General features: G+C 60.3%; 19 protein-coding genes. 11 read left to right on the top strand and 8 right to left on the bottom strand.

Features of this window, described 5'->3' with window-relative positions:
• Window positions 1-86: 86 nt before the first annotated feature.
• Together DLM46_RS16940 and DLM46_RS16935 are read left to right on the top strand one after the other, a co-directional pair.
• Entirely contained in the window at window positions 87-893 is an 807-nt protein-coding gene (locus tag DLM46_RS16940) for an oxidoreductase (protein ID WP_115101899.1), read from the top strand.
• 167 nt (window positions 894-1,060) lie between these two features.
• A complete protein-coding gene (locus DLM46_RS16935) occupies window positions 1,061-1,807 on the top strand; it encodes an NADPH-dependent F420 reductase (protein ID WP_115101898.1) in 747 nt (248 codons plus the stop codon).
• A 469-nt stretch (window positions 1,808-2,276) separates the two neighbouring features.
• Here DLM46_RS16935 and DLM46_RS16930 read toward each other — a convergent pair whose 3' ends face one another.
• The 5 genes from DLM46_RS16930 to DLM46_RS16910 form a co-directional block, all read right to left on the bottom strand.
• Window positions 2,277-3,917, bottom strand: coding sequence for an acyl-CoA synthetase (locus DLM46_RS16930; RefSeq protein WP_115101897.1), 1,641 nt, complete (start codon window positions 3,915-3,917; stop codon window positions 2,277-2,279).
• A 32-nt stretch (window positions 3,918-3,949) separates the two neighbouring features.
• Window positions 3,950-4,855: an SDR family oxidoreductase gene (locus DLM46_RS16925; RefSeq protein WP_115101896.1), complete on the bottom strand. Its 906-nt coding sequence runs from the start codon at window positions 4,853-4,855 to the stop codon at window positions 3,950-3,952.
• A 167-nt stretch (window positions 4,856-5,022) separates the two neighbouring features.
• Entirely contained in the window at window positions 5,023-7,269 is a 2,247-nt protein-coding gene (locus DLM46_RS16920; protein WP_115101895.1) for a xanthine dehydrogenase family protein molybdopterin-binding subunit, read from the bottom strand.
• A gap of 10 nt (window positions 7,270-7,279) precedes the next feature.
• A complete protein-coding gene (locus tag DLM46_RS16915) occupies window positions 7,280-7,753 on the bottom strand; it encodes a (2Fe-2S)-binding protein (RefSeq protein WP_115101894.1) in 474 nt (157 codons plus the stop codon).
• 56 nt (window positions 7,754-7,809) lie between these two features.
• Window positions 7,810-8,649 carry an SDR family oxidoreductase gene (locus tag DLM46_RS16910; protein ID WP_115101893.1) on the bottom strand — a complete coding sequence of 280 codons (840 nt, stop codon included), beginning with the start codon at window positions 8,647-8,649 and terminating at the stop codon, window positions 7,810-7,812.
• A gap of 102 nt (window positions 8,650-8,751) precedes the next feature.
• On the opposite strand from DLM46_RS16910, the gene DLM46_RS16905 reads away from it, so the two are divergent.
• The 6 genes from DLM46_RS16905 (at window position 8,752) to arsC (ending at window position 17,199) form a co-directional block, all read left to right on the top strand.
• Window positions 8,752-9,693, top strand: a complete 942-nt coding sequence (locus tag DLM46_RS16905; RefSeq protein ID WP_115101892.1) for a LysR family transcriptional regulator — start codon at window positions 8,752-8,754, stop codon at window positions 9,691-9,693.
• Between the two features lie 623 nt (window positions 9,694-10,316).
• Window positions 10,317-11,009 carry a translesion DNA synthesis-associated protein ImuA gene (gene imuA, locus DLM46_RS16900; protein ID WP_115102050.1) on the top strand — a complete coding sequence of 231 codons (693 nt, stop codon included), beginning with the start codon at window positions 10,317-10,319 and terminating at the stop codon, window positions 11,007-11,009.
• A complete protein-coding gene (locus DLM46_RS16895) occupies window positions 10,939-12,408 on the top strand; it encodes a Y-family DNA polymerase (RefSeq protein WP_208866289.1) in 1,470 nt (489 codons plus the stop codon). Before imuA ends, DLM46_RS16895 begins: the two co-directional genes overlap by 71 nt.
• 6 nt (window positions 12,409-12,414) lie before the next feature.
• Window positions 12,415-15,564, top strand: a complete 3,150-nt coding sequence (locus DLM46_RS16890; protein ID WP_115101890.1) for an error-prone DNA polymerase — start codon at window positions 12,415-12,417, stop codon at window positions 15,562-15,564.
• 103 nt (window positions 15,565-15,667) lie between these two features.
• Window positions 15,668-16,780 carry an ArsO family NAD(P)H-dependent flavin-containing monooxygenase gene (locus DLM46_RS16885; protein ID WP_115101889.1) on the top strand — a complete coding sequence of 371 codons (1,113 nt, stop codon included), beginning with the start codon at window positions 15,668-15,670 and terminating at the stop codon, window positions 16,778-16,780.
• The gene (arsC, locus tag DLM46_RS16880; RefSeq protein ID WP_115101888.1) at window positions 16,777-17,199 is read left to right on the top strand and encodes an arsenate reductase (glutaredoxin); all 423 of its coding nucleotides are present in this window, start codon (window positions 16,777-16,779) and stop codon (window positions 17,197-17,199) included. The genes DLM46_RS16885 and arsC overlap by 4 nt, the downstream gene beginning before the upstream one ends.
• A gap of 74 nt (window positions 17,200-17,273) precedes the next feature.
• On the opposite strand, the gene moaA is transcribed toward arsC, so the two are convergent.
• From moaA to DLM46_RS16865, 3 genes are all read right to left on the bottom strand, one after another.
• Complete coding sequence (gene moaA / locus DLM46_RS16875) at window positions 17,274-18,401, bottom strand: GTP 3',8-cyclase MoaA (RefSeq protein WP_115101887.1); 1,128 nt, start codon at window positions 18,399-18,401, stop codon at window positions 17,274-17,276.
• Between the two features lie 79 nt (window positions 18,402-18,480).
• Window positions 18,481-20,958, bottom strand: coding sequence for an arsenate reductase (azurin) large subunit (locus DLM46_RS16870; RefSeq protein WP_115101886.1), 2,478 nt, complete (start codon window positions 20,956-20,958; stop codon window positions 18,481-18,483).
• Window positions 20,959-20,974: 16 nt separating this feature from the next.
• On the bottom strand, window positions 20,975-21,499 hold the full coding sequence (locus DLM46_RS16865; protein WP_115101885.1) for an arsenate reductase (azurin) small subunit: 525 nt from the start codon (window positions 21,497-21,499) through the stop codon (window positions 20,975-20,977).
• Between the two features lie 177 nt (window positions 21,500-21,676).
• On the opposite strand from DLM46_RS16865, the gene DLM46_RS16860 reads away from it, so the two are divergent.
• The 3 genes from DLM46_RS16860 to DLM46_RS16850 are packed head-to-tail and all read left to right on the top strand — an operon-like array spanning window position 21,677 to window position 25,375.
• The gene (locus tag DLM46_RS16860; protein WP_115101884.1) at window positions 21,677-22,555 is read left to right on the top strand and encodes a substrate-binding domain-containing protein; all 879 of its coding nucleotides are present in this window, start codon (window positions 21,677-21,679) and stop codon (window positions 22,553-22,555) included.
• Between the two features lie 10 nt (window positions 22,556-22,565).
• Window positions 22,566-24,023 carry a sensor histidine kinase gene (locus DLM46_RS16855; RefSeq protein WP_165847996.1) on the top strand — a complete coding sequence of 486 codons (1,458 nt, stop codon included), beginning with the start codon at window positions 22,566-22,568 and terminating at the stop codon, window positions 24,021-24,023.
• Entirely contained in the window at window positions 23,987-25,375 is a 1,389-nt protein-coding gene (locus DLM46_RS16850) for a sigma-54-dependent transcriptional regulator (RefSeq protein ID WP_244306260.1), read from the top strand. The genes DLM46_RS16855 and DLM46_RS16850 overlap by 37 nt, the downstream gene beginning before the upstream one ends.
• Window positions 25,376-25,403 lie beyond the last annotated feature (28 nt).

Below are 25,403 nucleotides of genomic sequence, written 5' to 3'. Positions count from 1 at the left end.
TGGCACAAGTGAACCTTAACCGCAAGACCAATCCGGCTGCTGATCTGCCTTCCTGTTCCAAATCACCTGTATCGAAGGGAACTGCTATGTCGAATTCCACCGTTGTCGTTGTAACTGGCGTCTCATCGGGTATCGGACGCGCTGCCGCTGAAAAGTTTGCGAAACGGGGATGCCGGGTATTCGGCACCGTGCGCCGTTTAACCAAAGCGACCCCACTACCTGGAGTCGAGCTTATCGAGATGGATATTCGCGACGACGCTTCTGTTCAACTCGGCATTCAATCCATCATCGACCGGGCCGGCCGCATCGATGTACTGGTGAACAACGCGGGCATGAACATGATCGGCGCAGTGGAGGAAACCGCGATCACAGAAGCGGCGTCTCTGTTCGATACCAACGTATTCGGTGTACTGCGCACGACACAGGCAGTCCTTCCGCACATGCGAACGCAACGTCACGGAAGAATCGTCAATGTCAGTTCCGTGCTCGGTTTTCTGCCGGCTCCGTACATGGGACTTTATTCGGCTTCCAAGCATGCCGTGGAAGGACTGTCTGAAACGCTCGATCACGAGGTGCGTCAGTTCGGCATCCGCGTCACGCTCGTCGAGCCGTCCTATACGCGGACCAGTCTGGACGCCAATTCGCCTCAGGCAAGCTCACCAATTGCCGACTATGATCGCGAACGCGACATCGCATCGCGCTCTGTCGCTAACAGTGTCAAGGGCGCCCCTGAGCCCGATGGCGTGGCAAACACGATTGTCGCAGCGGCGCTCGGGAACTGGCGCATGCGTCGCACTCCGGCCGGACAGGCAACTCTCCTGAGCAAATTGCGCCGTTTCATGCCGGCCGCTCCCGTCGATTCCAGCCTGAGAAAGGCACTTGGACTCGCCTGAAATCATCGCTCCGATTTCACACGAGGGGCGGAACTGCATATGCCGTTGTTCTTAAAAATTCGGCGCACGTATCCATAGCTGAATCCGCAAACGTCGGCTTGGGCGAGCGATGAATTCCCGCGTCCAGACCGATGGAATCTCCTACTCCTGCGCACGAGAGGTAGAACATGGAAATTGGCATCATTGGTATCGGCAACATTGGCGCCACGATCGCTCGCAAGCTGAAGGCCGCAGGGCACACCATCCGAGTGGCGAACTCAAAAGGACCGGATGGCGTTCGAGGCTTTGCTGATGGAATCGGTGCAACAGCCGTTGATGTAAATGGCGCGGTCGGGGGCGCTGAGGTGATCATCCTTGCGATCCCGCTTCCCGCCATGGCCCATCTTCCCACAAGCCTGTTTGAGGCGGTTCCTCCGGAGGTGCCGATCGTCGATACGAGTAATTACTACCCCGGCTTGCGCGACCAGCGGATCCCGGAGATCGATGAGGGAATGCCTGAAAGCGCGTGGGTGTCGAAGCAACTCGGCCGCCCTGTGATCAAAGCCTTCAACAATATCCTGGCGTATTCGCTTGCAGAGCTTGGTGTTCCAGAGGGGACGCCTGGTCGCCTGGCCGTGGCCGTAGCGGGTGACAACTCCAGGTCGAAGCAGATCGTTACGACACTTGTGAATGAGGCCGGATTTGATCCCGTCGATGCCGGTCCGCTTGAACAATCCTGGCGGCACCAGCCGTCGACACCCGCCTATTGTTGCGACTACGGCGCGGAGATGATGCGCAAGGGGCTCGCCGCAGCTGTCAAGGGTGACGCGCCGAAAAAGCGCGATCAAATGCCTGAACTGTTCGTCAGGCTCGGGCCCAACCCGAGCCATGACGATGTCATCGCCATGAACCGTTCGCTTAATCCGCTTACTTGAACGCAACATCGGCCGCCTTCGGGTGCGAAGCGGCCGCTCGAATGACATCCTGTGTATGGTGACGAGCCGCGGAAACTGGCCACGTGCTGCCTCATGCAAAGGGCATACGCAATGTGAGCCGCGTAAGTCTGTGATCGGTAGCACGCGACCCTTTGCAGCCGGTGGCTATACTCGCGTCGAATGGCTGGTGATGGTCGGACTCCGGCCGCTGGAATCAAGGCGCTTTTCCGCTCGACCGGAGCCTTGCCTACAGGCGTTTGCAACGTGTGCGATGCGCCCGAGGACCGTCACCCGAGCTACCGTGTGACAGCTGCGCGAGCGGTCAAGTCTCTATGACGTCTCCCATCACATCTTTGAGCGCTAGTAAAACGCTGAGCGAGGAAAGCGTTTGTAGGCGGCCTTTTTAGCTCGATGATTTCCTCTGTACTTAGATGTTTCGACTGCTCGGAACAGAGAGTACGCTGGACGACTAAGTCCCATTTTCGCTGATAACTTGCAGACGCAACTCCTTCCGCATTACCTTACCGGTGGCGGTCATTGGCAAGATTTCAACGAAGCGAATTTCGCGAGGATACTCGTGAGCAGCAAGCCGGGTTTTCACATGTTGCTGGATATCACGCGCCAGATTTTCATCACCGACAAACCCCGGGTTGAGGACGATAAACGCCATCACGATCTCCGTGCGCGCACTATCGGGCGCCCCTATAACCGCAGCCATATAGACAGCAGGGTGGCGCAATAAAGAGTCCTCAATTGCCCCGGGCCCGATGCGGTATCCTGCGCTCGTTATAACGTCATCGTCACGGCCGACGAAACGAAAGAAACCATCCTGATCGCAGGTCGCCAGATCTCCCGTGACGAGATAGCGGCCCCGATACTTCTCGCGGGTCGCCGCGTCAAGTCGCCAGTAGCCCAAGAACATGACAGGGTCAGGGCTCTCGACGCCGATATTCCCGATCGTCCCGGGTGGCTGCTCCTGTCCCGCATCATCAACGATCTTAACGCGATGCCCCGGCACGCACCGACCGATTGCACCAATGCGTGGCTCGTAGAGGGCAGCGCAAGATGAGAGAACGACGTTGCACTCGGTCTGACCGTAGAACTCGTTGATTGTCACGCCCAGCGTGTTCCTGCCCCACTCGATCAGTTCCTCGCCTAAAGTCTCACCTCCACTTGCAACGGATTTAAGCGACAACGACCAGCGTTCCGGCCGCTCCACAGCCCGCATCATCTTCAAAGCTGTCGGCGGAAGAAATGTATGCGATACACCGTGACGCTCCATCAGATCGAATGCCGCCTCCCCATCAAATTTCGCAAATCGCCTCGCGAGCACCGGGACGCCGTGATGCCACGCCGGCAGCAGGACATCAAAGAGCCCCCCAATCCAGGCCCAATCAGCAGGGGTCCACATCAAGGTTGCGTCGGTCGGAAATCCTTGCTGTGAAAGCTCGACGCCCGGAAGATGTCCCAGCAGGACCCGATGCGCATGAAGCGCCCCTTTAGATTTTCCGGTAGTTCCAGACGTATAAATAATGACGGCGGGGTCATCGGCCGTCGTTTGGGCGGGCGTGAAATCACCGGACGAAGCTTCCAACTCGCCCCAGAACGAATAATTCCCCGCTTGAGTTCCCGCCTCTCCACCGTCGACGTTGTAAATGCTTTGCAGTTCTGGCAGCGACTGTCGGATTTCCCGTAATTTCTCGATGCCTGAAAGATCGGTAACTAGTGCGACGGTGCCGCTGTCGCCCAAGCGGTGCTCAATAGCATCGACGCCGAACAAGGCAAAGAGTGGAACCGCAATCATGCCCGCTTTGTACACAGCCAGATGCGCTATCGCCGTTTCAGCAGACTGAGGAAGGAAAATCGCGACCCTGTCACCACGGCGCGCACCATGACGCAGAAGCGAATTTGCAAAACGGTCCGACAGCGACTTCAACTGATCGAACGAATACTTCGTCGCCTTCCCATCATGGTCCTCATAAATGAGGGCAAGGCGCCCGCTACCGTCGGCCCACTTGTCGCAGGCGTCCACACCGATGTTGTAGTTTGCAGGGATATTCCACGCAAAGTCCGCTGTAATACTCTCGTACGTCTGTCCTTCTAGCTTCATCTCCGCCCCCAACTATCAAAGTACCTCTGTGCTTAGTCCTGGAGCCCTATAGGCGGGTCGTAGCGAGAGAACCCGTTATATTCGGTGATTCGCTCAGCGTTGGCGAGCGGCCAGGAATGTCGGGCGTTCGGAACGCCGCCGTCCACGCGGATCACTGTACCGTTAATGAAGGCCGAGGCCTCCGAGAGCAGGAAAACCGCAGCGCTCGCAAGCTCAGATTCGGTACCAAAACGTTGAAGCGGCACTTTATGCTTCAGTTGGCGAAGCAATGCCTGATATTCTTCGTTATAGCTGTCCATGCCTGCGGAGGCGATCCACCCCGGCGCCACCGCGTTCACCCGAACGCCGGCATGCCCCCATTCACAGGCTGCCGTCTCGGTCAAATTCCAAACACCCGCCCGTGCGGCGCCCGAATGACCCATCCCGGGCATGCCCCCCCAAATATCCGCGAGCATATTCACGATCGCGCCACCGTGACCTGCCATCCATTGGGTAAAGCACTCGCGCGACATCAGGAATGTCCCGTGCAAGTTGTTGCGCACTACAGCGTCCCAGCCATTCAGGGAGATTTTTTCCAGTTTTGCCGGGAATTGTCCGCCGGCGCAGTTAAACAGGCCATCGATGCGACCGAAGTCGGCGAGAGCCGCAGCAACCGTCTGTTTCACACTGGCTTCTTCGCGAATATCGCAAGCATATAAGCCGATTCGGTCCGCACTTTCCGGATAGTCCGCGTTAAGCTCGTCACGAACCGCAGTCAGTTTGTCCGGATTCCGTCCGACCATGATCAGCGTCGCGCCCAGCGAGGCAAGCTCATGTGCCGTGCAGCGACCAAGACCACTTCCGGCACCAGTTACCATCACAGCTTTTCCATCAAACAGGCCCGGCCGGAACACCGAGCGGTAGCGGGTACTGGCTGATGCATTTACGCGGTCCTTCATATCGTCTCTCCGAATTGGCGACGCGGGCGCCCGACCTCTGGTGCCGATTGTTCGTAAAAAGGGCTGTTCGCCAGGGATAGTGGCTCGGCAGGCGTTTAACCCGCATCAGATACATATCGTGAATCATGCTTCCATCTGAGCGGATATCCGCCGCTGACTGTGTCGGGTCAGGCCAGGTTGAACGGCAACTGGCGCTGCGGCTTGCCGGTGAGGCTCGCAATGGCGTTGGCAAACGCGGGCGCCAGCGGCGGCAGGCCGGGTTCGCCCATGCCGGTGGGTGCATCGGCGCTCGGCACGATGTGGACATCGAACGCCGGTATGTCGGTGATGCGAGCCACGGTGAAGTCGCCGAAGTTGCTTTGCTCCACCTCGCCGTCCTTCAGTGTGATGGCCGAACCTGGCAGGCACATCGACAAGCCCATGACCGCTGCTCCCTGCACCTGGGCTTCCACACTTCGGGGGTTCACGGCCAGGTTGCAATGCACCCCGGCGGTGACACTATGCAGCACGGGACGCGACTCCCGCATCGAGGCCACCACCACGTAGGCGACCACCGAGTCGAAGGACTCATGCACAGCCACGCCCCAAGCACGGCCGGTCGGCAACTGCTTCCTGCCGTAGCCGCTCCTGTCCACCGCCAGTTGCAGCGCAGCGCGGTGGCGCGGATGCTTGTCGCCGAACAGGCGCATGCGGTAAGTCACCGGATCCTGCTTCGTGGCGCGTGCGATATCGTCAAGCAATGTCTCCATCACGAAGGCAGTGTGGGTGGAACCCACGCTGCGCCACCACAGCACTGGCACGTTGGGCGTGGGGTGGTGCACGGTCAGGCGCATCGGCAGCGGGTAAGGACCGCGCATGCCCTCCGTGGCGGTGGCGTCGATGCCGTTCTTCACCTGGAATTGCTCGAATACCGTGCCCGACGTGATGGACTGGCCGACGATGACGTGGTCCCAGGCTAGCACCTTGCCGCGCGCGTCGAAGCCGATGCGTGCGCGGTGCAGGTGCAGGGGGCGGTAGTAGCCGCCCTTGATGTCGTCCTCGCGGCTCCAGAGCGTGCGCACCGGCGCGTTCAGGCCGGCGGAACGGACGGCCTTGGCCACCTCGCAGGCTTCGACCACATAATCGCTCGTGCCCGCGAAGCGCCGGCCGAATCCACCGCCCGCCATCTGCACGTGCACCTTCACCTGCTCGGGCTTGAGATCCAGCACACGCGCGGCCGCGACACCATCCAGACCGGCGCACTGGGTGCCCACCCATAGCTCGGCGCGCCCGTCAAAGAGCTGGACAGTGCAGTTCAGCGGTTCCATCGGCGCATGGGCCAAGTACGGGAACACGAACTCGGTTTCCAACTGATGAGGGGCAGCGGCCAGCGGCGTCATATCGGCGTCGAACTGGCGCGGACCAGGGCGAATGGCCAGCTCGCGGTACTGGGCCAGCAACTGTTCGCTGTCCACTTTCTCCACGGAAGCCGTGTCCCACTGCAGCTTCAGAGCGGCGCGTCCCTGCCTGGCCGGCCAGTAGCCGTCGGCGACCACGGCCACGCCTTCGCCACCGCGGTCCAGCGGCACACGCAGCACGGCCTTTACTCCCTTGATGGCACGCGCGGCGCTGTCGTCCACCGTGGTCAGTCGCGCGCCGAACACCGGTGGATGTGCCACCACGGCGGTGAGCTGACCGGGCAGGTGCGTATCGATGCCGAAGTCCTGACGTCCACTGCTCTTGGCCTGCGCATCGAGGCGCGTGGTGGGGCGGCCAATGATGCGGAAGTCCTTGGGGTTCTTCAGCGTGACCTTCTCGGGCACGGGTAGCGCCATGGCGGCTTCTGCCAGTTCGCCGTAGCTCAGCTTACGGCCACCGGCGCCCAGCACGGTCCCGGCCCGCGTGCGCAGCGTGGCCACGTCCACTTTCCAACGTGCTGCCGCCGTGGACAGCAACATCGCCCGGACGCGCGCGCCGAGCTCGCGGTATTGGGTGAAGCTGTTCTTGACCGACTGGGAACCGCCGGTGAGGTGAATCCCGAAAAGCGGGTCGACGTAGGCAGCATCGTTCGAGCCCTGCCGGCTGCGCACCAGATTCCAGTCCGCGTCGAGTTCTTCGGCAAGAATCATCGGCAACGCAGTCTGCACGCCTTGCCCGAACTCCAGCCGGTTGATGGTCACCGTGACTTCGCCATTCGGGGAGATCTGTACGAAGGCCGACGGCTGTTGCGTCGGCTTCAGGGCGCTGGCCGCCTCGCCGCTGCCATTGGTCTGGCCGATGGCGAGGTAGGGAAACACGCCAAGCGCCAGTCCGCCGACACCCGCCAGCTTCAGGAAGCTGCGGCGCGGCAGCGTGACGGCTTCCCCGGCCCGGCCCCTGGTCAGCAGGTGCTGCAGGGCGCGTGGCATTTCGCTGTAGTCGAATTCAGGCAACATGGTGGCTCCTTCAGGCTAGGGCCCTGGCGGCGTCGGCCACCGCGGCGCGGATGCGGGCATAGGTGCCGCAGCGACAGATGTTGCCGGCCATGGCCGCGTCGATCTCGACGACGGTAGGCTGCTTGCCGCGGGGCAACGATTGCAGGAACGCCGCGGCGCTCATGATCTGGCCGCTTTGGCAGTAGCCACACTGGGCGACGTCGTGCTTGACCCAGGCTGCGTGCACGATGGCGCCGACTTTGTCGCTGCCGTCGGTGGTGGCTTCGATGGTGGTGACCTGCTTGCCCTGGGCCACCGAGATCGGCGTAATGCAGGAGCGGATGGCCTGCCCGTCCAGATGCACGGTGCAGGCGCCGCACAGCGCGGCGCCGCAGCCGAACTTCGTGCCCGTCAGGCCCAGCGTGTCGCGCAAGGCCCAGAGAATGGGAGTGTCCGGGGCGACGTCGACCGTGTGCTCGCGCCCGTTGACGTGGAGCGTACTCATGATGGGTCAGTCCTTCGCAGTTAGATGTGTCGTGGCAAGGGCAACTCGCCTCGCAATCAGAAGCTGCCGTCCGTCGACTTCGAAAGCGCCTCGAAGGCGTGCACTGCCTTCAATCGAGCCTCCACAGCCGGCCCGACCGCCGCAAGTGCATCGCTTCCGGCCACGAACACTCTGGGCGGAGTATCCATGCCCACAAGCTTTACCAGGACCTGCCCGAGCTTGTCCGGATCGCCTGGTTGCTTGCCGGCGTAGGGAGACCACATCGCCTCGGCGCTCACCTCGGCGGCTGCGTAATCGTCGATGCGCTTGTCCGGCCATTTGGCGTTAGCTGCGTCGAGCAGATCCGTGCGGAAGAATCCTGGCTCGACCACCGTGATCTTGATGCCGAACTTTCCGACCTCCTCAGCCACAGCAAGCGAAAGGCCCTCCACGGCGAACTTGCTCGCGCTGTAGGCGCCGCAGTGCATCAGGCCGACAGCGCCTGCCACGGAACTGACGTTGATGATGTTCCCGGAGCGCTGCTTGCGCATGACCGGCAGCGCTGCCCGCATCACGTTGCTCACGCCCCAGAAGTTTGTCGCGAACAGGTGTTGAATGTCTTGCGTTCCCAGCTCCTCGTAGTTGCCTAAGAGGCTATATCCAGCACTGTTCACCACTACATCGATACGGCCGAACTTCTTTTGCGCCTCTTCGACCACGGTCGTTGCCTGCGCCTCATCGGAGACGTCGAGCCGGAGAATCTCCAGGTTCTCGCCGGCCAGGTCGCGCAGGGCATTGCCCACTTTGTCCAGGTTCCTGCCTGTGGCAACGACCCGATCACCCGCCTTCAATGCGGCCCTCGCTGTACCAGCGCCGATACCGCTGCCAGCACCCGTGATAAACCACACTTTGCTCATGCTCAAACTCCCAGTCCTGGTCAATGCCCTTCACTCTAGGCAGATTGACTGAGAAGAAAAACACCCTGGTGCTGAACACGCTTTGAAGATATTCTTCAAAGTATGAGACTCAACCAGCTTGATGGACTGCTCGCATTCTGGAAGGTCGCAGAGCACCGCGGGTTCTCTGCCGCCGCGGCAGCGCTCGAGGTCTCGCCTTCTGCGCTCAGCCAGGCGATCCGCCATCTGGAGGCCCGGCTCGGCGTCAGGCTTCTCAACCGGAACACGCGCAGCGTCAGCCTCACTGAAGCCGGGCAGGCATACCTGTCCCGGATTGGGCCGGCGTTGAGCGACGTGCTGGAAGCCGGAGAGCAACTTCATGAGCTTCAGGGCCGGCCATCGGGCGTCCTGCGCATCAACGCAGCGCGAATCTCGATCGCCATGGTCCTCCAGCCGCTGCTGGCCGGGTTCCTGAAGGCCTATCCGGACGTCCACGTGGAACTGACGAATGACGAGGGCTACGTGGACATCGTCGAAAGAGGGTTCGACGTCGGCATTCGAATGGGAGAGAGTGTCCAGAAGGACATGATCGCTGTGCCTCTCGGTGGCCCGGTTGCCGTATCCATCGTTGGATCACCCGGCTACTTCAAGCAGCATCCCGTGCCACGGCACCCCTCCGATCTGATACATCACAACTGCGTGCGATTCAGGTTTTCAGGCAGCGGGGCCATTCACAAGTGGGAGCTCGAGGTCGACGGCCGTATCGTCGAGTACGAGATAGGCGGCAATCTCACGATCAGCGACTCGTTGTTCTCGGTTGAGGCTGCGCTGGATGGGATTGCACTGGCCTACACGTTCGAGCAGCTCGCGCTTCCTCACATCCGGGCCCGGAAGTTGAAACGCGTCTTGAGCAGCTTCTCACCGACTTTTCCCGGATTCTACCTGTACTATCCGAGCAGGCGGCAGCAGCCTGCCAAGCTGAAGGCTCTGGTGAATTACGTACTGGCGTATTCCAGCTCCGGGACGATTGGAATGCCAGCAACCGTGCCCGCGACAGACGTGTAGTAGTTCGCACATTTTTTCGGCGACCGAGAGTCTGCGTCGGGCCGATAAATTCCGCACGAAGGTCAGCATCGCGCGACCATTAGACAGTGGAAACAACGAGACGACCGCCGACTGTACCGACGGCCATTCGAATCAGGATGCAAAATTCGAATGGCCGGTTTGCCCCAATCAACGGTCAACCGTTACACGAACGTGAGCGGCCGCTTGTGGCCGAGGGTGTGTCAAAACTCAGGCTCGTGCCTCTCGTTCAAAAAGTCGGCTTTCGAGAAGGGCCTACAGCGGCTTGGTGGCGCGTCGGGACGGGTAAGGTGAGCCCTCAAAACCTTCAACTTTTATGTTTTGACACACCCTCGGCCGACCGTTGCCTGCCCAGCTTCTATTACCAGCCCGTGATTCAAAGAAACCGGCACCCGCTTGACGCACTGGCGCCCGACCGCTGCCCCCACCGCATGCCGACCGGATCTCGGGGGTCCACCCGCAATCTTGAGATATTGCGCTAGAATTACTGTATATTTATACAGTACTTTTGGAGCTGGATCGTGAATCGCACTGACGCGCCCGCTCAGCAGATACGTGCCCCCGATGAACGGGCGCGCTCCATCGATGCTGCCCTCGACTCAAGTATGTATTCGGAGGCGGGGGGAATAACTCTCTGGCGGGCGTCGCAACTCGCGCGGGGACGGGGACGAGTCGTGGAGACTGGGTATCCGGCGTTGTCCGCAGAACTGCCCGGCGGTGGCTGGCCCGTCGGCGCGCTTGTCGACTTACTGGTCCAGCAGGCCGGCGTGGGTGAAATGCGGCTGCTTCGTCCGGCGCTGAGCGAACTGGGCAAGCGGCCGGTCGCGATGGTGCAGCCGCCGCACATACCCAACGGGCTTGGCCTCGAATATATCGGGTTGTCGCCAGAGCAACTGATGCAGATTCGGGCCTTGAAGGCAGCGGACGCACTGTGGGCAGCAGAGCAGATTCTGCGCGCCGGCAGTTGCGGTGCACTGCTGTTCTGGGCGCAATACGTCCAGACCTCTTCGCTGCGTCGGCTGCATCTGGCCGCGCAGGCCTCGGAGACGCTTTTCTTTATGGTCCGCCCGCTGGCGGCAGCACAGGATGCTTCTCCAGCGGTTTTAAGACTGGCGCTCAGGCCAGAACGAGACGGTCTGACCGTCGACATTACGAAGCGACGAGGTCCAGCACGCGCAGAGCCTCTGTCCATCCCACTTCAACCAACCCCTGTCCTGTTTTCGCACCATGCGCGTATTTCTCGCCGTTCACCTGCCCCGGTTGCAGCTCGAGGTCTTCCGACCAAAGTGGCTGCCTGAGCCCGCACACGGCTGCGTGGGCCTGGACAGGGACAAGGTGCTCATCGCAGACGGGGTGGCCAGGTGTGCGGGCGTGCGGGTCGGCATGAAGCGCGGCGGTGTATTGACGCTCGCGCCGGAGATAGAGATGTACGAGCGTGACCTCGGCCGGGAACATGCCGCGCAACGTGAAGTGGCGGTGGCGCTTATGCAGTTCTCGCCCGATGTCGCTGTGCTCGAAGAGGCTGTTGTCGTGGTCGACATCGGCGCAAGCCTTCGGCTTTTTGGTGGACTGCTTGCTGTCTGTCGGCAGGCCAAAGCAATACTCGACGCCATTGGACTGACCGCGCGGATAAGTGCCGCACCCACCGGGCAAGGCGCGTGGCTGCTCGCAAAGCACCGGAATCGGCGCGTACTCAAGGTCGACTCGCTCGAACGGCAACTGTCTGCATTGCCACTGCTATCAGTACCGGAAGTGCGACCGTTCGCCGACTGGTTTGCCGGGCTGGGCTGCGAGACGATTGCAGACGTGCGACGACTGCCGCGCGCCGGACTGCAGCGCCGTTGCGGCGAGCACCTGCTTGACTCACTCGACCGCGCTTTCGGCACAGCGCCAGAGCTGTTTGACTGGCTGGAATTGCCTCCAACGTTTTCTGCCCGCATTGAAATGCCCGACCGCATCGAGCATGCGGAAGCGGCGCTTTTCGGCGCGCATCGCCTTGTTGTGCAGCTTTGTGGCTGGCTTTGTGCAAAGCATCTGGCACTCACAGGCGCGACGCTTCTGCTCGAACACGAGCGCGGCAGGCAGGCGATAGACCCTACACTCATCGAGATTGCGCTGGGCGAGCCAACATGGCGCGAGGACCATCTTGTCCGGCTCATCAAGGAGCGGCTTGCCCGCGTAGAACTGACCGCGCCGGTCATCGCACTGCGACTCGATGTATCGAACGTGCAACCGGCGGTACCTGCATCGGAAACCTTGTTTCCAGAGCCCGGTGGCTCCGCAGAGGACCACGCCCGTCTCGTCGAACTGCTGGTCGCAAGGCTTGGCGAAGACAATGTGCTCAAGCCCGCGCCAACCGCAGACTACCGACCGGAAATTGCAAATCGATGGGTGCCGGTCGGCAGCGCGTCGAAAAGCACCACGCCCCCAGAGGCGCTCCCACGGCCGACCTGGCTGCTGGAAAAGCCCGTGCGCCTGCTGATGCGGAAGCACCGGCCATTCTATGGCTCACCGCTGCGCCTTGTGTCGCCGGGAGAACGAATTGAAGCCGGATGGTTCGATGGCGAACTCATGACGCGTGATTATTTCGTCGCTCAGGGCGAAGACCAGAGCTGTTTCTGGATATACCGTGAGCGTGTAAGCAGCCGCGACGCAGAAGAAGAGCCGCGCTGGTTCCTCCATGGACTGTTCGGATGATGTGCCATGGACACTACTTTCAACGTTCTGCCGGCGTACGCCGAGCTATTCTGCTTTTCGAATTTCTCATTCCTGCATGGCGCTTCGCATGCAGAGGAACTGGCTGAGCGCGCGGCGCAACTCGGCTACTCGGGTCTGGCGATAACTGACGAATGCTCGCTTGCGGGTATCGTGCGGGCGCACGTCGCGGCCAAGGAAGCGAAGCTTCCGCTCGTCATCGGCTCGTACTTCCGGTTGGTCAATGCCGACGGCTCACCAGCGTTCGGCCTCATCCTCCTCGCCCAGAACCGTGAGGGATACGGGAATCTGTCCGAGCTGATTACGCTCGCCCGCACTCGTGCGCCCAAAGGCCAGTACCGGCTGACGCCACAGGACCTGTCGCGGCCGGACCGGGAAGACAGTCACCTGCGCGGCATGCCAGACTGCCTCGCGATACTGGTGCCAGACTTTCCTGCGAAAGAGGATGTCCTGAATGTGCAGCTTGAGTGGCTCGACCAGACATTTCCGGGGCGCGCGTGGTGCGGGTTGGTGCTTCATCAGCGGGCAATGGATGACATTCACCGTGGCGCCGTTGAATACGTTGCCGACAGGCACGGCATACCCGTCGTCGCGCTCGGCCACGTGGTGATGCACGTGCGCTCGCGCAAGCCGTTGCAGGATACGTTGACGGCTATCCGTGTCGGCAGGCCGGTGCACGAATGCGGATACGACCTGGCGCCAAATGCAGAGCAGCATCTGCGCTCGCGACTGCGACTCGCAAACCTCTATCCGGAGTACGCGCTCAGCGAGACGACGAACATCCTCGCGCATTGCACGTTTTCGCTCGACGAGCTTCGATACGAGTATCCCGACGAACTTGTACCACCCGGATTTACGCCCGCAGCCTATCTGCGGCAGGAGACGTACATCGGCGCGCAGCGACGTTTCCCCTCAGGCATTCCGCACAACGTTCAGGAGCAGATTGAACACGAACTTGAGCTGATTGCGGACCTGCAATATGAGCCGTACTTCCTTACCGTATATGACATTGTGCGGTTTGCGCGCAGCCAGCACATCCTGTGTCAGGGTCGGGGCTCGGCCGCCAATTCGGCGGTGTGTTATTGCCTCGGCGTAACGGAAGTCGACCCGGCGCGCGGCAACATGCTTTTCGAACGTTTCATTTCGAAGGAGCGCGGCGAGCCGCCAGACATCGATGTGGACTTTGAGCACCAAAGACGCGAGGAGGTTATCCAGTACATCTATCGCAAGTACGGTCGCAACCGTGCGGCGATTGCTGCAGCCGTATCGACATACCGTACGCGCGGCGTGTTGCGGGAAACAGGCAAGGCGCTCGGTGTCGACATGCAGATAGTGGACGCGGTGGCGAAGTCGCATCAGTGGTTTGATAACCGTGCAGACCTGCTCAAGCGCTTCGAAGAGTTCGGACTAAATCCGGAGACGCCTATCATCCGGGCGTGGGCATCACTGGCCGCGCAACTGTACGGTTTTCCCCGGCACCTGTCGCAGCACTCGGGCGGCTTTGTTATCAGTCGCGGAAAGCTCACGCGCCTGGTGCCCGTTGAAAATGCTGCCATGGCCGACCGCAGTGTTATCCAGTGGGACAAGGACGACCTCGAATCACTGGGCCTGCTCAAGATTGATGTGTTGGCGCTCGGCATGTTGTCGGCTATCCGCCGCACTCTCGACCTTGTCTCTGAGCAGCGCGGAGAGCGGGTTGAGATGCAGGACATACCTGCCGAGGACCCAGAAACGTACGACATGATTTCGCGCGCGGACACCGTAGGCGTGTTCCAGATTGAGTCGCGAGCGCAGATGAGCATGCTACCAAGGCTCAAGCCTCGCACTTTTTATGACCTCGTCATTGAGGTTGCGATTGTTCGCCCGGGACCCATTCAGGGTGGCGCCGTTCACCCGTATCTACAGCGCCGGCAGGGATTCGAGCCGGTGACTTATCCCAGCGAGGCGCTGAAGACTGCTCTGGGTCGCACGCTTGGCGTTCCGATTTTCCAGGAACAGGTGATGCAGGTTGCCATCCTGGCAGCCGGCTTCACCGCTGGGGAAGCGGACCAGTTACGAAGGGCGATGGCAGCCTGGAAGCGCAAAGGTGGCCTGGATAAATACTACGACCGTATCGTCAACGGCATGCTCGAGCGCGGGTACGACAAGACGTTTGCGGATGGCATCTTTCAGCAGATTCTCGGTTTCGGCGAGTACGGTTTTCCGGAGAGCCATGCCGCCAGCTTCGCGCTGCTGGTGTACGCAAGCAGTTGGCTAAAGCGTCACGAGCCGGAAGCGTTCCTCGCAGCGATGCTGAACTCCCAACCAATGGGCTTTTACTCGCCGTCGCAACTTGTGCAGGATGCGAAGCGCCATGGAGTCCAGGTACTGCCGGCGGACGTCACGATAAGTGGCTGGGACTCGTCGCTTGAGCACATGGACGGCGCTGAGAAGCCCGCCGTCAGGCTTGGATTGTCGTTGCTCCGGGGCATGCGCGACGGCGCCGCAGAGCGTATTGAGAATGCGCGAGCCGTGCGGCAGTTCGCGACAGTGCCCGACCTCGCGCGGCGCGCTCAGTTGGACCGTCACGACCTGCAGGTGCTTGCCGCGGCGAACGCACTGTCATCTCTTGCGGGCAATCGGCGCGAAGCGCTGTGGCAGTCGGTTGCCTCGGTACCTGACAAAGACATGCTCTCGGTTGCGAAGGTTGAAGACGAAACACCAGAGCTGGGTGCGCCCTCCGAAGCGGAAGATATCGTCGGTGACTACAGGTCGACGGGGCTAACACTGGGACGACATCCTCTTGCGCTACTGCGCCCCCAGTTGCTCGCCAACAAACTGATGCCAGCCTCAACGTTGCAGACCTATCGAAACGGCCGGCTCGCTCGCGGCTGCGGCATCGTCACCGTGCGTCAACGGCCTGAGACTGCGAAGGGCGTAATTTTTATCACCATCGAAGACGAGACGGGCAACGTCAACGTCATCGTCTGGCCCAAAGTGCTTGAGAAGCAGCGCAAGGAAGTGCTAGGCGCATCACTGCTGGGCGTGCTCGGAGTGTGGCAGTGCGAAGGCGAGGTACGACATCTCGTGGCTCAACGCCTCATCGACATGTCGCATCTGCTTAGCGAGCTGCCATCAATGAGTCGAAATTTCCACTGACTGCGTCGCTTCGGCACCGGATTGCCGCTGCGACGCGCGCCATCGTTTCATTCGACACGTCTCGATACGCGCAAGATAACCATGTTTCTAGTATCATCGAAATATGGATTCACTCAAAACCCCCTATAGCGTGTACAGGCGCGCGCCGCAAGATATCGACGTCGCCGTCGTCGGCGGTGGCCAGTCAGCGCTCGCCACAGCGTACTTTCTACGTCGTGCTGGCCTGAATTACGTCGTGCTGGATGAACAGCAGTCCTCGGGCGGCGCATGGCAGCATGACTGGGATTCGCTGCATCTTTTCTCGCCTGCGCAGTGGAGCTCGCTACCCGGGTGGTTAATGCCGGCTGCTGGCGAGGAGTATCCGTCGCGTGACCACGTCGTCAACTACCTCGCCGAGTACGAAACGCGGTACAACATGCCGGTCCGGCGACCTGTCCATGTCACTGAAGTTTCGCCTCAGGAAAACGGATTGCTCGTGACGACGGACCGCGGGGACTGGCTGGCGAAGGCAGTGGTGAGCGCAACGGGAACGTGGAGCCATCCGTTTGTACCGGAATATCCGGGTCAGGCAGACTACCGCGGCGAGCAACTGCACTCAGCACACTACCGGAGTCCAGAAGCATTCCGGGACAGGAATGTCCTGGTCGTTGGCGGAGGCAATTCGGGCGCGCAGATACTGGCGGAACTGTCGCAGGTTTGTCATGTGAGCTGGGTTACGTTGGACGAGCCGACATTTCTGCCGGACGATGTCGACGGTCGTGTGCTGTTTGAGCGCGCAACTGAGCGTTGGAAGGCACGTTCGGAAGGCCGCCCGGACCCCGCACCTGCCGGAGGTCTCGGCGACGTCGTCATGGTGCCGCCCGTTCGCGAGGCACGCGAACGCGGCGTCCTGACGTCGGTTCGCCCTTTCGCCCGTTTCGTCAATGACGGCGTCGTCTGGGCGGACGGAACCCGCTCGCCAGTCGACGCGGTTATATGGTGCACGGGTTTTCGGCCGGCACTCGAGCATTTGCGGGTCTTGAACGTTGTCAACGCCACAGGCAGGGTCGACGCGGTAGAAGGCCGCTCAGTTGTTGAGCCCAGATTGTGGCTTGTTGGCTACGGTGAATGGTGCGGGTTCGCGTCAGCCACGCTCATTGGCGTGATGCGTAGCGCACGGTTCACTGCAGCGCAGATTAACCAATATCTTTCTTCCCTCGCGGAGCAAACGGCATGACTGTCACGATTTACCATAATCCAGACTGCGGAACCTCGCGCAACACCCTTGCGATGATTCGCAACGCCGGCATCGAACCGACCGTTATCGAGTATCTGAAAACGCCGCCGTCCCGCGAAACGCTTGTAGACCTTATCGAGCGGTCGGGACTTAGCGTGCGCGATGTAGTGCGCCAGAAGGGCACCCCGTATGCGGACCTGGGGCTGGATGACCCATTGGTCAGCGACGACCAGCTCATTGACGCTATGCTGGAGCACTCCATTCTCATCAACCGACCGCTTGTGGAGACCGACCACGGTGTGCGGCTGTGCCGCCCATCTGAAGTTGTTCTCGACATCCTGCCGGAAGCGAGGACTGTGCCGTTCGTTAAAGAAGACGGTGAGGTTGTTATCGACGAACTCGGGCGTCGCGCGAAGTAGAACCTGAAGCGGTGACTGGACGGCGCGCCATGCCGTCATTCTCGATGGACGGAAGAGCGACCGTAGAGTTGGCATCAACCGCCGATGAACGACATTTCGACTTTGGACTGGTCATGCGTGACGCTGCTTTCACCACGTTGCTCTGAATAGCGGTCAGCCCTCCGCATCCACAGGTCCACGACCAGTTGGCGCAACGCTTCATCAGTGTGACCGTTTCGCATTGGCGTACGTATGTCCGTGCCGCGAGAGGCGAACAGACAGGTGAAGAGCTGACCGTCTGCAGACAACCGTAGCCGCGTGCAGCCGCCGCAGAAAGGCTGGGAGACGCTCGAGATGACACCGATTTTTCCTTGACCATCGGCATAGTGAAATCGAATCGACGTGTCCGAAGGCTTCTCGCGGCCAGATGGTACGAGGGGGAATTCCGAATCGATGGCACGAACCACCTCGGATGACGGCAACACCGACTCCATGTTCCAGCCGTTGCTCGAACCGACGTCCATGAATTCGATGAAACGGACTTCCACGCCGGTCCCCCGGAAATGGCGTGCCATTGGCAGAATCTGCATTTCGTTCACACCGCGTTTGACCACCATGTTGACCTTGACCGGAGCGAGGCCGACACGCAGTGCGGCGTCGATTCCCTCCAGCACCAGCGCGGCAGGAAAGCCCACGCCGTTCATTCGTTGAAACACAGCCTCGTCTATCGAGTCAAGACTGACGGTGATGCGCTTCAATCCCGCGTCCCGCAGTGACTGCGCCTTGCGGCTGAGCAGCGAACCGTTGGTCGTCAGCGTCAGTTCGACAGCCTCACCGCGAGGCGTCCGCAACGTGGCCAACAGTTCGACAAGGTACTCGAGGTCTCTTCGCAACAACGGCTCTCCGCCCGTAAGTCGAATTTTCTGAACACCCAGGCCGACGAACACGCGTGCAACGCGTTCAATTTCCTCGAAGCTGAGCAACTCACGCCGGGGCAGGAACACGTAGTCTTTGCCAAACACCTCCTTCGGCATGCAGTAGACGCAACGAAAATTGCAGCGGTCCGTAACTGATATACGTAGGTCTCGCAATGGACGCCGATGCGTGTCCCGAAGCGGTAGCTCTGCTGTCATAACGTCTGGTGCATGGAAACCACGCTCCGCCGAGTCAGCGGCGCTGACTTCGACAAGCGGAATGACTCGCCCCAACGTAAATTCCTTCATCGCAGCTCCACTCCCACGTGCGGATAGCCGCCGGCTCAGAAAGACAGAATACGGCCGGCAATGCACCGGCCGTCGTCACCTATGTATAACGGCGACTCTTAAAGGTGACCGTTTGCTTGTAGTCCTCCATCGACCCGACGCGACGGATGTTCGCCCACGTGCCCTTGTAGTAGGGAATGATGTTGCGGTCGGTCCATGTCGTCGTGACGTTGTCCTGAATGCCGTTGATGTGGCCGAACACCATGAAGGTCTGGTCATGCTTCAGTTCGGCCGCCGGATAAGCCATGGCGTACGTGGACCCAAAGTCGTTGAAGACCTCGACGATATCGCCCGCGCCAATTCCGAGCCCCTGTGCATCGTCCGGGTTGATTTCGATATATGCCATCGGGTCACGGTTCCGCACGAATTCGTTGTACTGGTCGTGGTAGACCGTTTGCCACACTTCGTTCGTACGGCCGTTGTTAATCCAGAAGCGATATTTCCCCTTCTGGTCGGCGACCAGCTTTGGCAGCCCTGGCCACGGAGACGGCTTGAACTGCGCCTTGCCGTCTGGGGTATCGAATTTGCCGTCCATGTACATCATTTCTGTACCGACGAGCTTCCCACCTTCCCACGCTTTCGCTGGCAACTGCACCCCGTTGTTGGCCATCACTCTCAGCCGTTCGTAGGTGACCAGATTTCCGGTACTGCCGCCCTGGCTATCTATCTTTTCGACTCCCGGTTGCCCGGCACGACGGAATCCATCGTTAAAAGCGTCTTCTTCGGTCTTCCAGTCGAAACCGTCAAACCGCGCGGCCATCTTCGCGTTGCCATCTTTCTGATACATGGCACGTAGCGTGTTGGCAACGCGCGCAGCGATGAGACAGTCTGGAATCGCAGTTCCTGGCGGGTCCATGAAACGTTCGGACAGGCGCATGCGACGCTCGCCGTTCATCGACGTCAGATTCATCTCGCCGGGGTGCGTTGCGGGCAGCATGAGATGCGCAGCTTCCTGCAGTTTCGTCGGATAGATGTTGATGTTCGTGACGAACAGCCCACCCTTGCCGGTTGCGTCATAAATCACGTCGACCATCTGTTCCATGCTCGCGCCACGCGCACCCTGCATCGCATCCTTGACGATTTGCGAGCGGCGCAGGACAAACTCGCGCAGTTGCTGCGCGTTGTTGCTCGTCTGGAAGTTGTTGCACGCCCACCACGTCATCATCCGTCCTTTGCCGTGGATGAGTTCCTGGTCGATGTATATCTTCGTGTTGCCGGGATACGGCGGTCTCGTGTATCCCTCCTGGTGTCCGCCCATCCGCACGCAACCCGTACCGCGCCGTCCGACATTGTGCGTGGCCAGCGCAACGTCCAGCAGCGACGACTGAATCAGATAGTTGTCGTTGCCCCAGATGATGCCTTTCTCGTAGGTATGCATCGTCCTCGGAAGTTGTCCCGGTCCCTTCGGCTTGTACGACCATTCTGCCGCCGTCTGAATTTTCTCAACGGACACGCCCGTGATTTTGCTGCACTCGTCGAGCGACAGCTTGTTGGCCTGGACAGCCGCGTCAAACCCATTCGTATGGGCGGCAATGAAGTCTTTGTCAATCCATCCCTGCTGGACCACGTAGGTAAAAATCCCGTTGAACAGTGCGATGTCAGTGCCGGGCTGGATGTCCAGATGCAGCACGTTGTCTTTTCCGGCCACCTGCTCGGCGACTGCAACAGTCGGCGTACGTCGCGGGTCCACGAAGACGACCTTTGTCTTCGGGAATGTTTCGCTGGGGAAGCGCTTCTTTTTCTTGTCGAGCGTCCCACCCTGCAAGTTCGGCACCCAGTGATTCAGGAAATAGTTCGTCTGTGTTTCGTACGAGTTCGCGCCGATAGACCAGATGACATCGGCCAGTTCGGCGTCCTCGTAAGAATTATTCAGTTCGCCAACGCCCATCTCGCGGGTGGCATGGCATTCCGAGTTATACGCAGGACGGTTGTGGATGCGGACCATTGGGGTCTGCAGAGCGGTAAACATCAGCTTGCCGGAACCCCACGTGTTCTCAAATCCGCCACCCGCACCCCCATGGTCGAAGGCAGAAAAGACGATACCGCTCGGACCATCCTTGTCGAGCACCTTCTTCATCAGGCCGGCGTAGAGCGCCATCGCCTGGTCCCAGGTCGTATCGACCCACTGGTCACTCAGATAGATGCGCGGTTGTCTCAGGCGTTCCTGCGTTATGCCGTCCGCCGTATACATGTACGTCGCCATCTTGCCGCCGCGCGTCGAACTCAAGCCGCTATTCACGACGCAGCTCTTGTCCGGAACAATCATGATGGTGTGGCGTGAACCGTCACGGTCGGTGACGACGTTCTCCATGGCGGGGGTCATGACAAGCGTGAGTGGCGGCAACTGCTTGCGAAAATCAACGCCGAGCGCATTCTGGCTTGGCGCGCGGCCGCCTTCCTGGTCTTCCGGCCACTTGTACACGTGATACCCGCATCCAACGATGCAGAAGTGGCAGGTCATATTGGTTCGCTGGGCCGTGACCGGCGGTAGCGCAATGCGGTCCTTATCGGTAGCCATTTTCAGCTCCTCGAACTCAAAGAACGTTGGCCTGACGGCCGTATATCAAGCCTTCCATGCCGACTGCTGACACGGTGCCTGTCTTTTCGTCGTAGTGCAGCCTCACCCGGGGCAGATTTTCGGTCGCCTGCCCGACAATCATCTGTCCGGCCTTCTCCGCATCGAACATACTGAAGTGACAGGGGCACTTGAAAACCTTCGTCGTGGGCTCGTACGCGACGGGACAGCCCATGTGCGTGCACATCGCGCTATACGCAACGATGTCGCCATCCGGGCCGACACCGCCGGGAACGCGGCTGCCCAGCTTGAGGGCGGTGCAGGGAGAAGCGGCGTCCGGATAGGTGAACGAGACTGGCGTGTTCAGCGCCATTCGTCCGACCTGTGTTACGGGCTTCCTTGGATACGGGAGTTTCGTCTTGCTCGTGTCGACCGGGTTCGCAGCAGTTGCTACGTTTGGTGCAAACGCGGACGCAGCGGTCGCGGCAATTGAGCCGCCCCCGAGTTTCAGGAAAGTCCGGCGGCCGATTTTTAGTTCAGACATGGTCTCCTCCTTCGCTTGAATCTTGCTCGTGTAGTCGCTAGCATCGACTGAACGGCAAGACGTATGCCATGCGGTCCAACGTCCGCCGGGAGGCTTGCGCACGGCAGGTTTGCATTCAGCAGACCTGATTGACACCATTACCGTCCGGTAACGGTTCGTGATGGGGAGTGGGCCGTTATGTCACCAATTCGTAACATCCGGCGGCGGCAGATTCTGCTTGTCGCGGTAAGCATGCCGTTCCTATCGGCCTTCAGATTCGCATGCGCCCGCGAAAATTCAGCGGTCGCGTTTGGCACTACCGCTGTGTTTCTTGATAACGAAATCAGCCTGCTCAATCGCTGGAGTCAGGAACTCGCGAATGTGTGCAGCGCGGACGTCCGGTTTGTGCAGCGCAATAGCTATCGTGAGATTGACGACCTGCTCGCTGAAGGCCGACTTGATGTCGCCTGGGTGTGTGGCTTCCCGTACGTCACGCACCTTCAGACAATGCGCTTGATGGCGATACCAGACTACGGCGGGCAACCGCTCTATCGTTCGTACCTGATTGTCCCGAGAAGCGACACGCACACGACCCACATCACGCAGCTCCGCGACCGCGTATTCGCTTTCAGCGACCCCGAGTCCAATTCGGGGTTCCTCGTCCCCACAACGGAACTGATACGTGCGGGTATCCGCCCGACGCGCTTTTTCAGGAAATCGTTTTTCACGTACGCACACCGGAAGGTCGTTGACGCGGTGACCTCCGGACTCGCCGATGCCGGCGAGATTGACGGGTACGTCTACGACACCATTGAGAAGCAGTACCCGGAGCGCACGCGTGACGTGCGGGTGGCGTGGCGTTCACCCCAGTATGGCTTTCCGCCGATTGTGGCGCGCCGCTCTCTCGACGAAGAGTCGTTTCTGCGCCTTCAGCGGGCATTGGTCGGCATGAAAGAACATCCTGACGGTCGAGACATGCTTAAGCGATTAAACCTTGATGGTTTCGTACCTGACGATGACAGGGTGTTCGACGGCATCCGGCGCCTGGTCGCCATTTTGAATGCCGGGCCGCTGTAAGACCGCCCTTATGCTGTCCCATCTCAGTTACCGCTACAAGATTCCGCTCGCGCTGAGTGCAGTTATCCTGCTGACGGAATTGCTCGTAACTGTCGCGCTCGTGAGCGTCGCCGTTTCCGATGCCAGAAATGACCTGGAAAGCAGTGCGGAGAATCTTTGCCGCGTGCTTACGCTCTCGGTTCGCGACCCGATGGTGAAGGATGACCTGTGGCGTGCTTTTGAAGTGATTCGAACGCCGGTGGCGGTCAGGGAGCCCACAAATCCGCTGAAGGAAATAGTTGTCTTTGACGCAAAGGCTCGTGTGTACGCGTCGACATCCCCCCGGAAAGAACCTATCCAGAGTCCAGTGAGAAAGCTTCCGGCTCAGTTTGGCGCGGTCATTTCACACCTCGGCGGTGCGGGCGACCCGTTCTTCTTCGACTTCCCAGGATTACTCGCAAGCCGTGACGTCACCGCCGGCATGCCGGTGAATTCGGACGATGGGAGTCGCCTCGGCTACGTGGTCCTGGTCTATGACGCCAATACCTTTTACGGCCGCGTGCGGTCAACGCTCATCAAACTCGCGGTGGCCACCGTGCCAGCCTTGCTGCTGCTCATACCGCTGGGTTGGGTCTGGGGTGACCGGATGGCGAAACCGCTCCTGCGCCTCACCGCCGCCATGGCTCGGATTGGAAAGGAGCACCCTGAAAAGGTTGGTGCAGGCATCACCGCGCAGGGGAACGACGAAATAGGCCAACTAGAACAGCAGTTTCGGGCCATGCTCGCCGAACTGGCGCAGAAACAGGCGCTGGAACGCGAAGTCGTCGTGTCCGAGAGACTCGCGGCCGTTGGGCAAGTCGCAGCCGGCATCGCGCATGAAATCAACAATCCGCTGGGTGGCATGCTGAATGCCATCGATACACTCAACACGCATGGCGAACCCGACGCTCAAACAAAGAAGACCCTGGGTTTGCTCGAACGCGGTCTCGCCCAAATCCGCGCGACTGTCGGCGCACTGCTGTTTGAGGCGCGGCTAGACTCGCCGGCAATGAGTCTGTCGGACTGGCAGGATTTGAAGCTGCTGATAGCACCGCAGATACAGGCGAAGCAGGCAGCCTTTCACTGGGAAGTCGAGCTGGACGAGGCCGTTGCACTGCCCGCTCACCTGGTGCGCCAGCTCGTCCTCAACCTGCTGCTAAACGCAGTGAAGGCGGTCGAAATTGGCGGACGCGTGGATTGTCTCGTTGCAGTCGACGGGGCTGGACTACAAATAGCGGTATCGAATACCGGCCAGCACATATCAGGCGTTGCGATGGAGCATCTGTTTGAACCATTCGGGTCCGTTGCTATGGCAGAGGGCCGGCGGTCGTACAGCCTCGGTCTGTGGGTTAGCTATCAAATCGCTACGCAGCTCGGCGGCACAATTTCAGTTGATAGCGCGCCGGGGCACACATGCTTCGCGGTGTTGCTGCCAGTTACTCCGTCGTGAAGCAGGAGAACATCATGTCGAACGCTCTTATCTGTGTCGTCGAAGACGACCCTATCATGGGAGAGTCGTTGGCCGACCGCTTCCGTCTGGAAGGTTTCGACGTTGACTGGCATACCGATGGTGAGTCCGCCCTGGACGCCCTGCAGAGCAGGCCATATCAGGCCGTCATCAGCGATATCCGGCTGCCCGACATTTCGGGCGAAGACCTGTTTTCACGTTCGATGGTCGCGCACGCACCTGTTCCGCCATTTGTCTTCATCACGGCCTACGCATCGGTCGACACGGCGGTGTCTCTCCTGAAGAGCGGCGCTGCCGACTACATCACCAAGCCGTTCGACATTGGCGCGCTGGTCGACAAGGTCAGACTCCTCACAGGGACGGGTATACCGGACCAGGCCATGCCGGCGCAGAGCGAGCTAGGTGTATCCGAAGCGATGCGGCGCCTTGCGGAACTGGTGCCGCGAATCGCGGGCCGAGCCAAATCGATTCTAATCACCGGCGAGTCGGGTGTCGGCAAGGAGGTGCTCGCACGCTTCATTCATCGCCATGCGCCCGGCGACGCGTTTCCGTTCATTGCAGTCAACTGCGGCGCCGTTCCGGAGACGCTCCTCGAATCCGAATTTTTTGGCCATGAAAGAGGTGCGTTCACTGGTGCGGAACGGCAAAAGAAAGGCTACTTCGAGCAGGCGGAGGGTGGCACGCTCTTTCTCGATGAGATAGGCGATTTGCCGTTGTCAATGCAGGTGAAGCTGCTGCGCGCGTTGCAGGAGCGGCGTATCACGAGAGTTGGGGGTGAAAGGGAGCTCGAAACCAACTTCCGCCTGGTCTGCGCGACGAATCGGGACCTCGCGGAACTGGTCCGGGTCGGGAGGTTTCGGGAGGACCTGTTTTACCGCATCAACATCCTGCAGCTACGTGTGCCGGCGCTTCGCGACCGGCCCGACGATGTCCTATGGCTTGCACACCGCTTCGTACGCGACATCGCGAGCAGGCTTGGTGAACCGACGAAGCTGTTTCACCCGTCGGCGGAGGCGCGGCTCGCGACGTACGGCTGGCCCGGCAACGTACGGGAACTGCAAAATCGCCTTGAGCGTGCATGCATCGTGTGCTCCCGCAATATCCTGTTTTCGTCCGACATTTTCGAGGAAGACGGGTCTCACGCAGCATCGGCTCTGGATGTGGACACACCGCTCGACGGCTACATGGCTGCATGCGAAAACGCCTTCATTCGCGCTGCTCTCTTGCAGCACCAGGGCCACATTTCCGAAACCGCGCATGCCCTTGGCATTTCCAGGAAGAGCCTGTGGGAAAAGATGCGCAAGCACGCGATTGCGGCCGAGCCCCTTCACTGAACCGCCCTCGCAAGGGTATCAACGTGCA

This window comes from Paraburkholderia lacunae, assembly GCF_003353175.1.
Taxonomy (GTDB): domain Bacteria; phylum Pseudomonadota; class Gammaproteobacteria; order Burkholderiales; family Burkholderiaceae; genus Paraburkholderia; species Paraburkholderia lacunae.
Note: the sequence above shows the minus strand (reverse complement) of the source record. Positions and strands in the feature narration are given on the sequence as shown.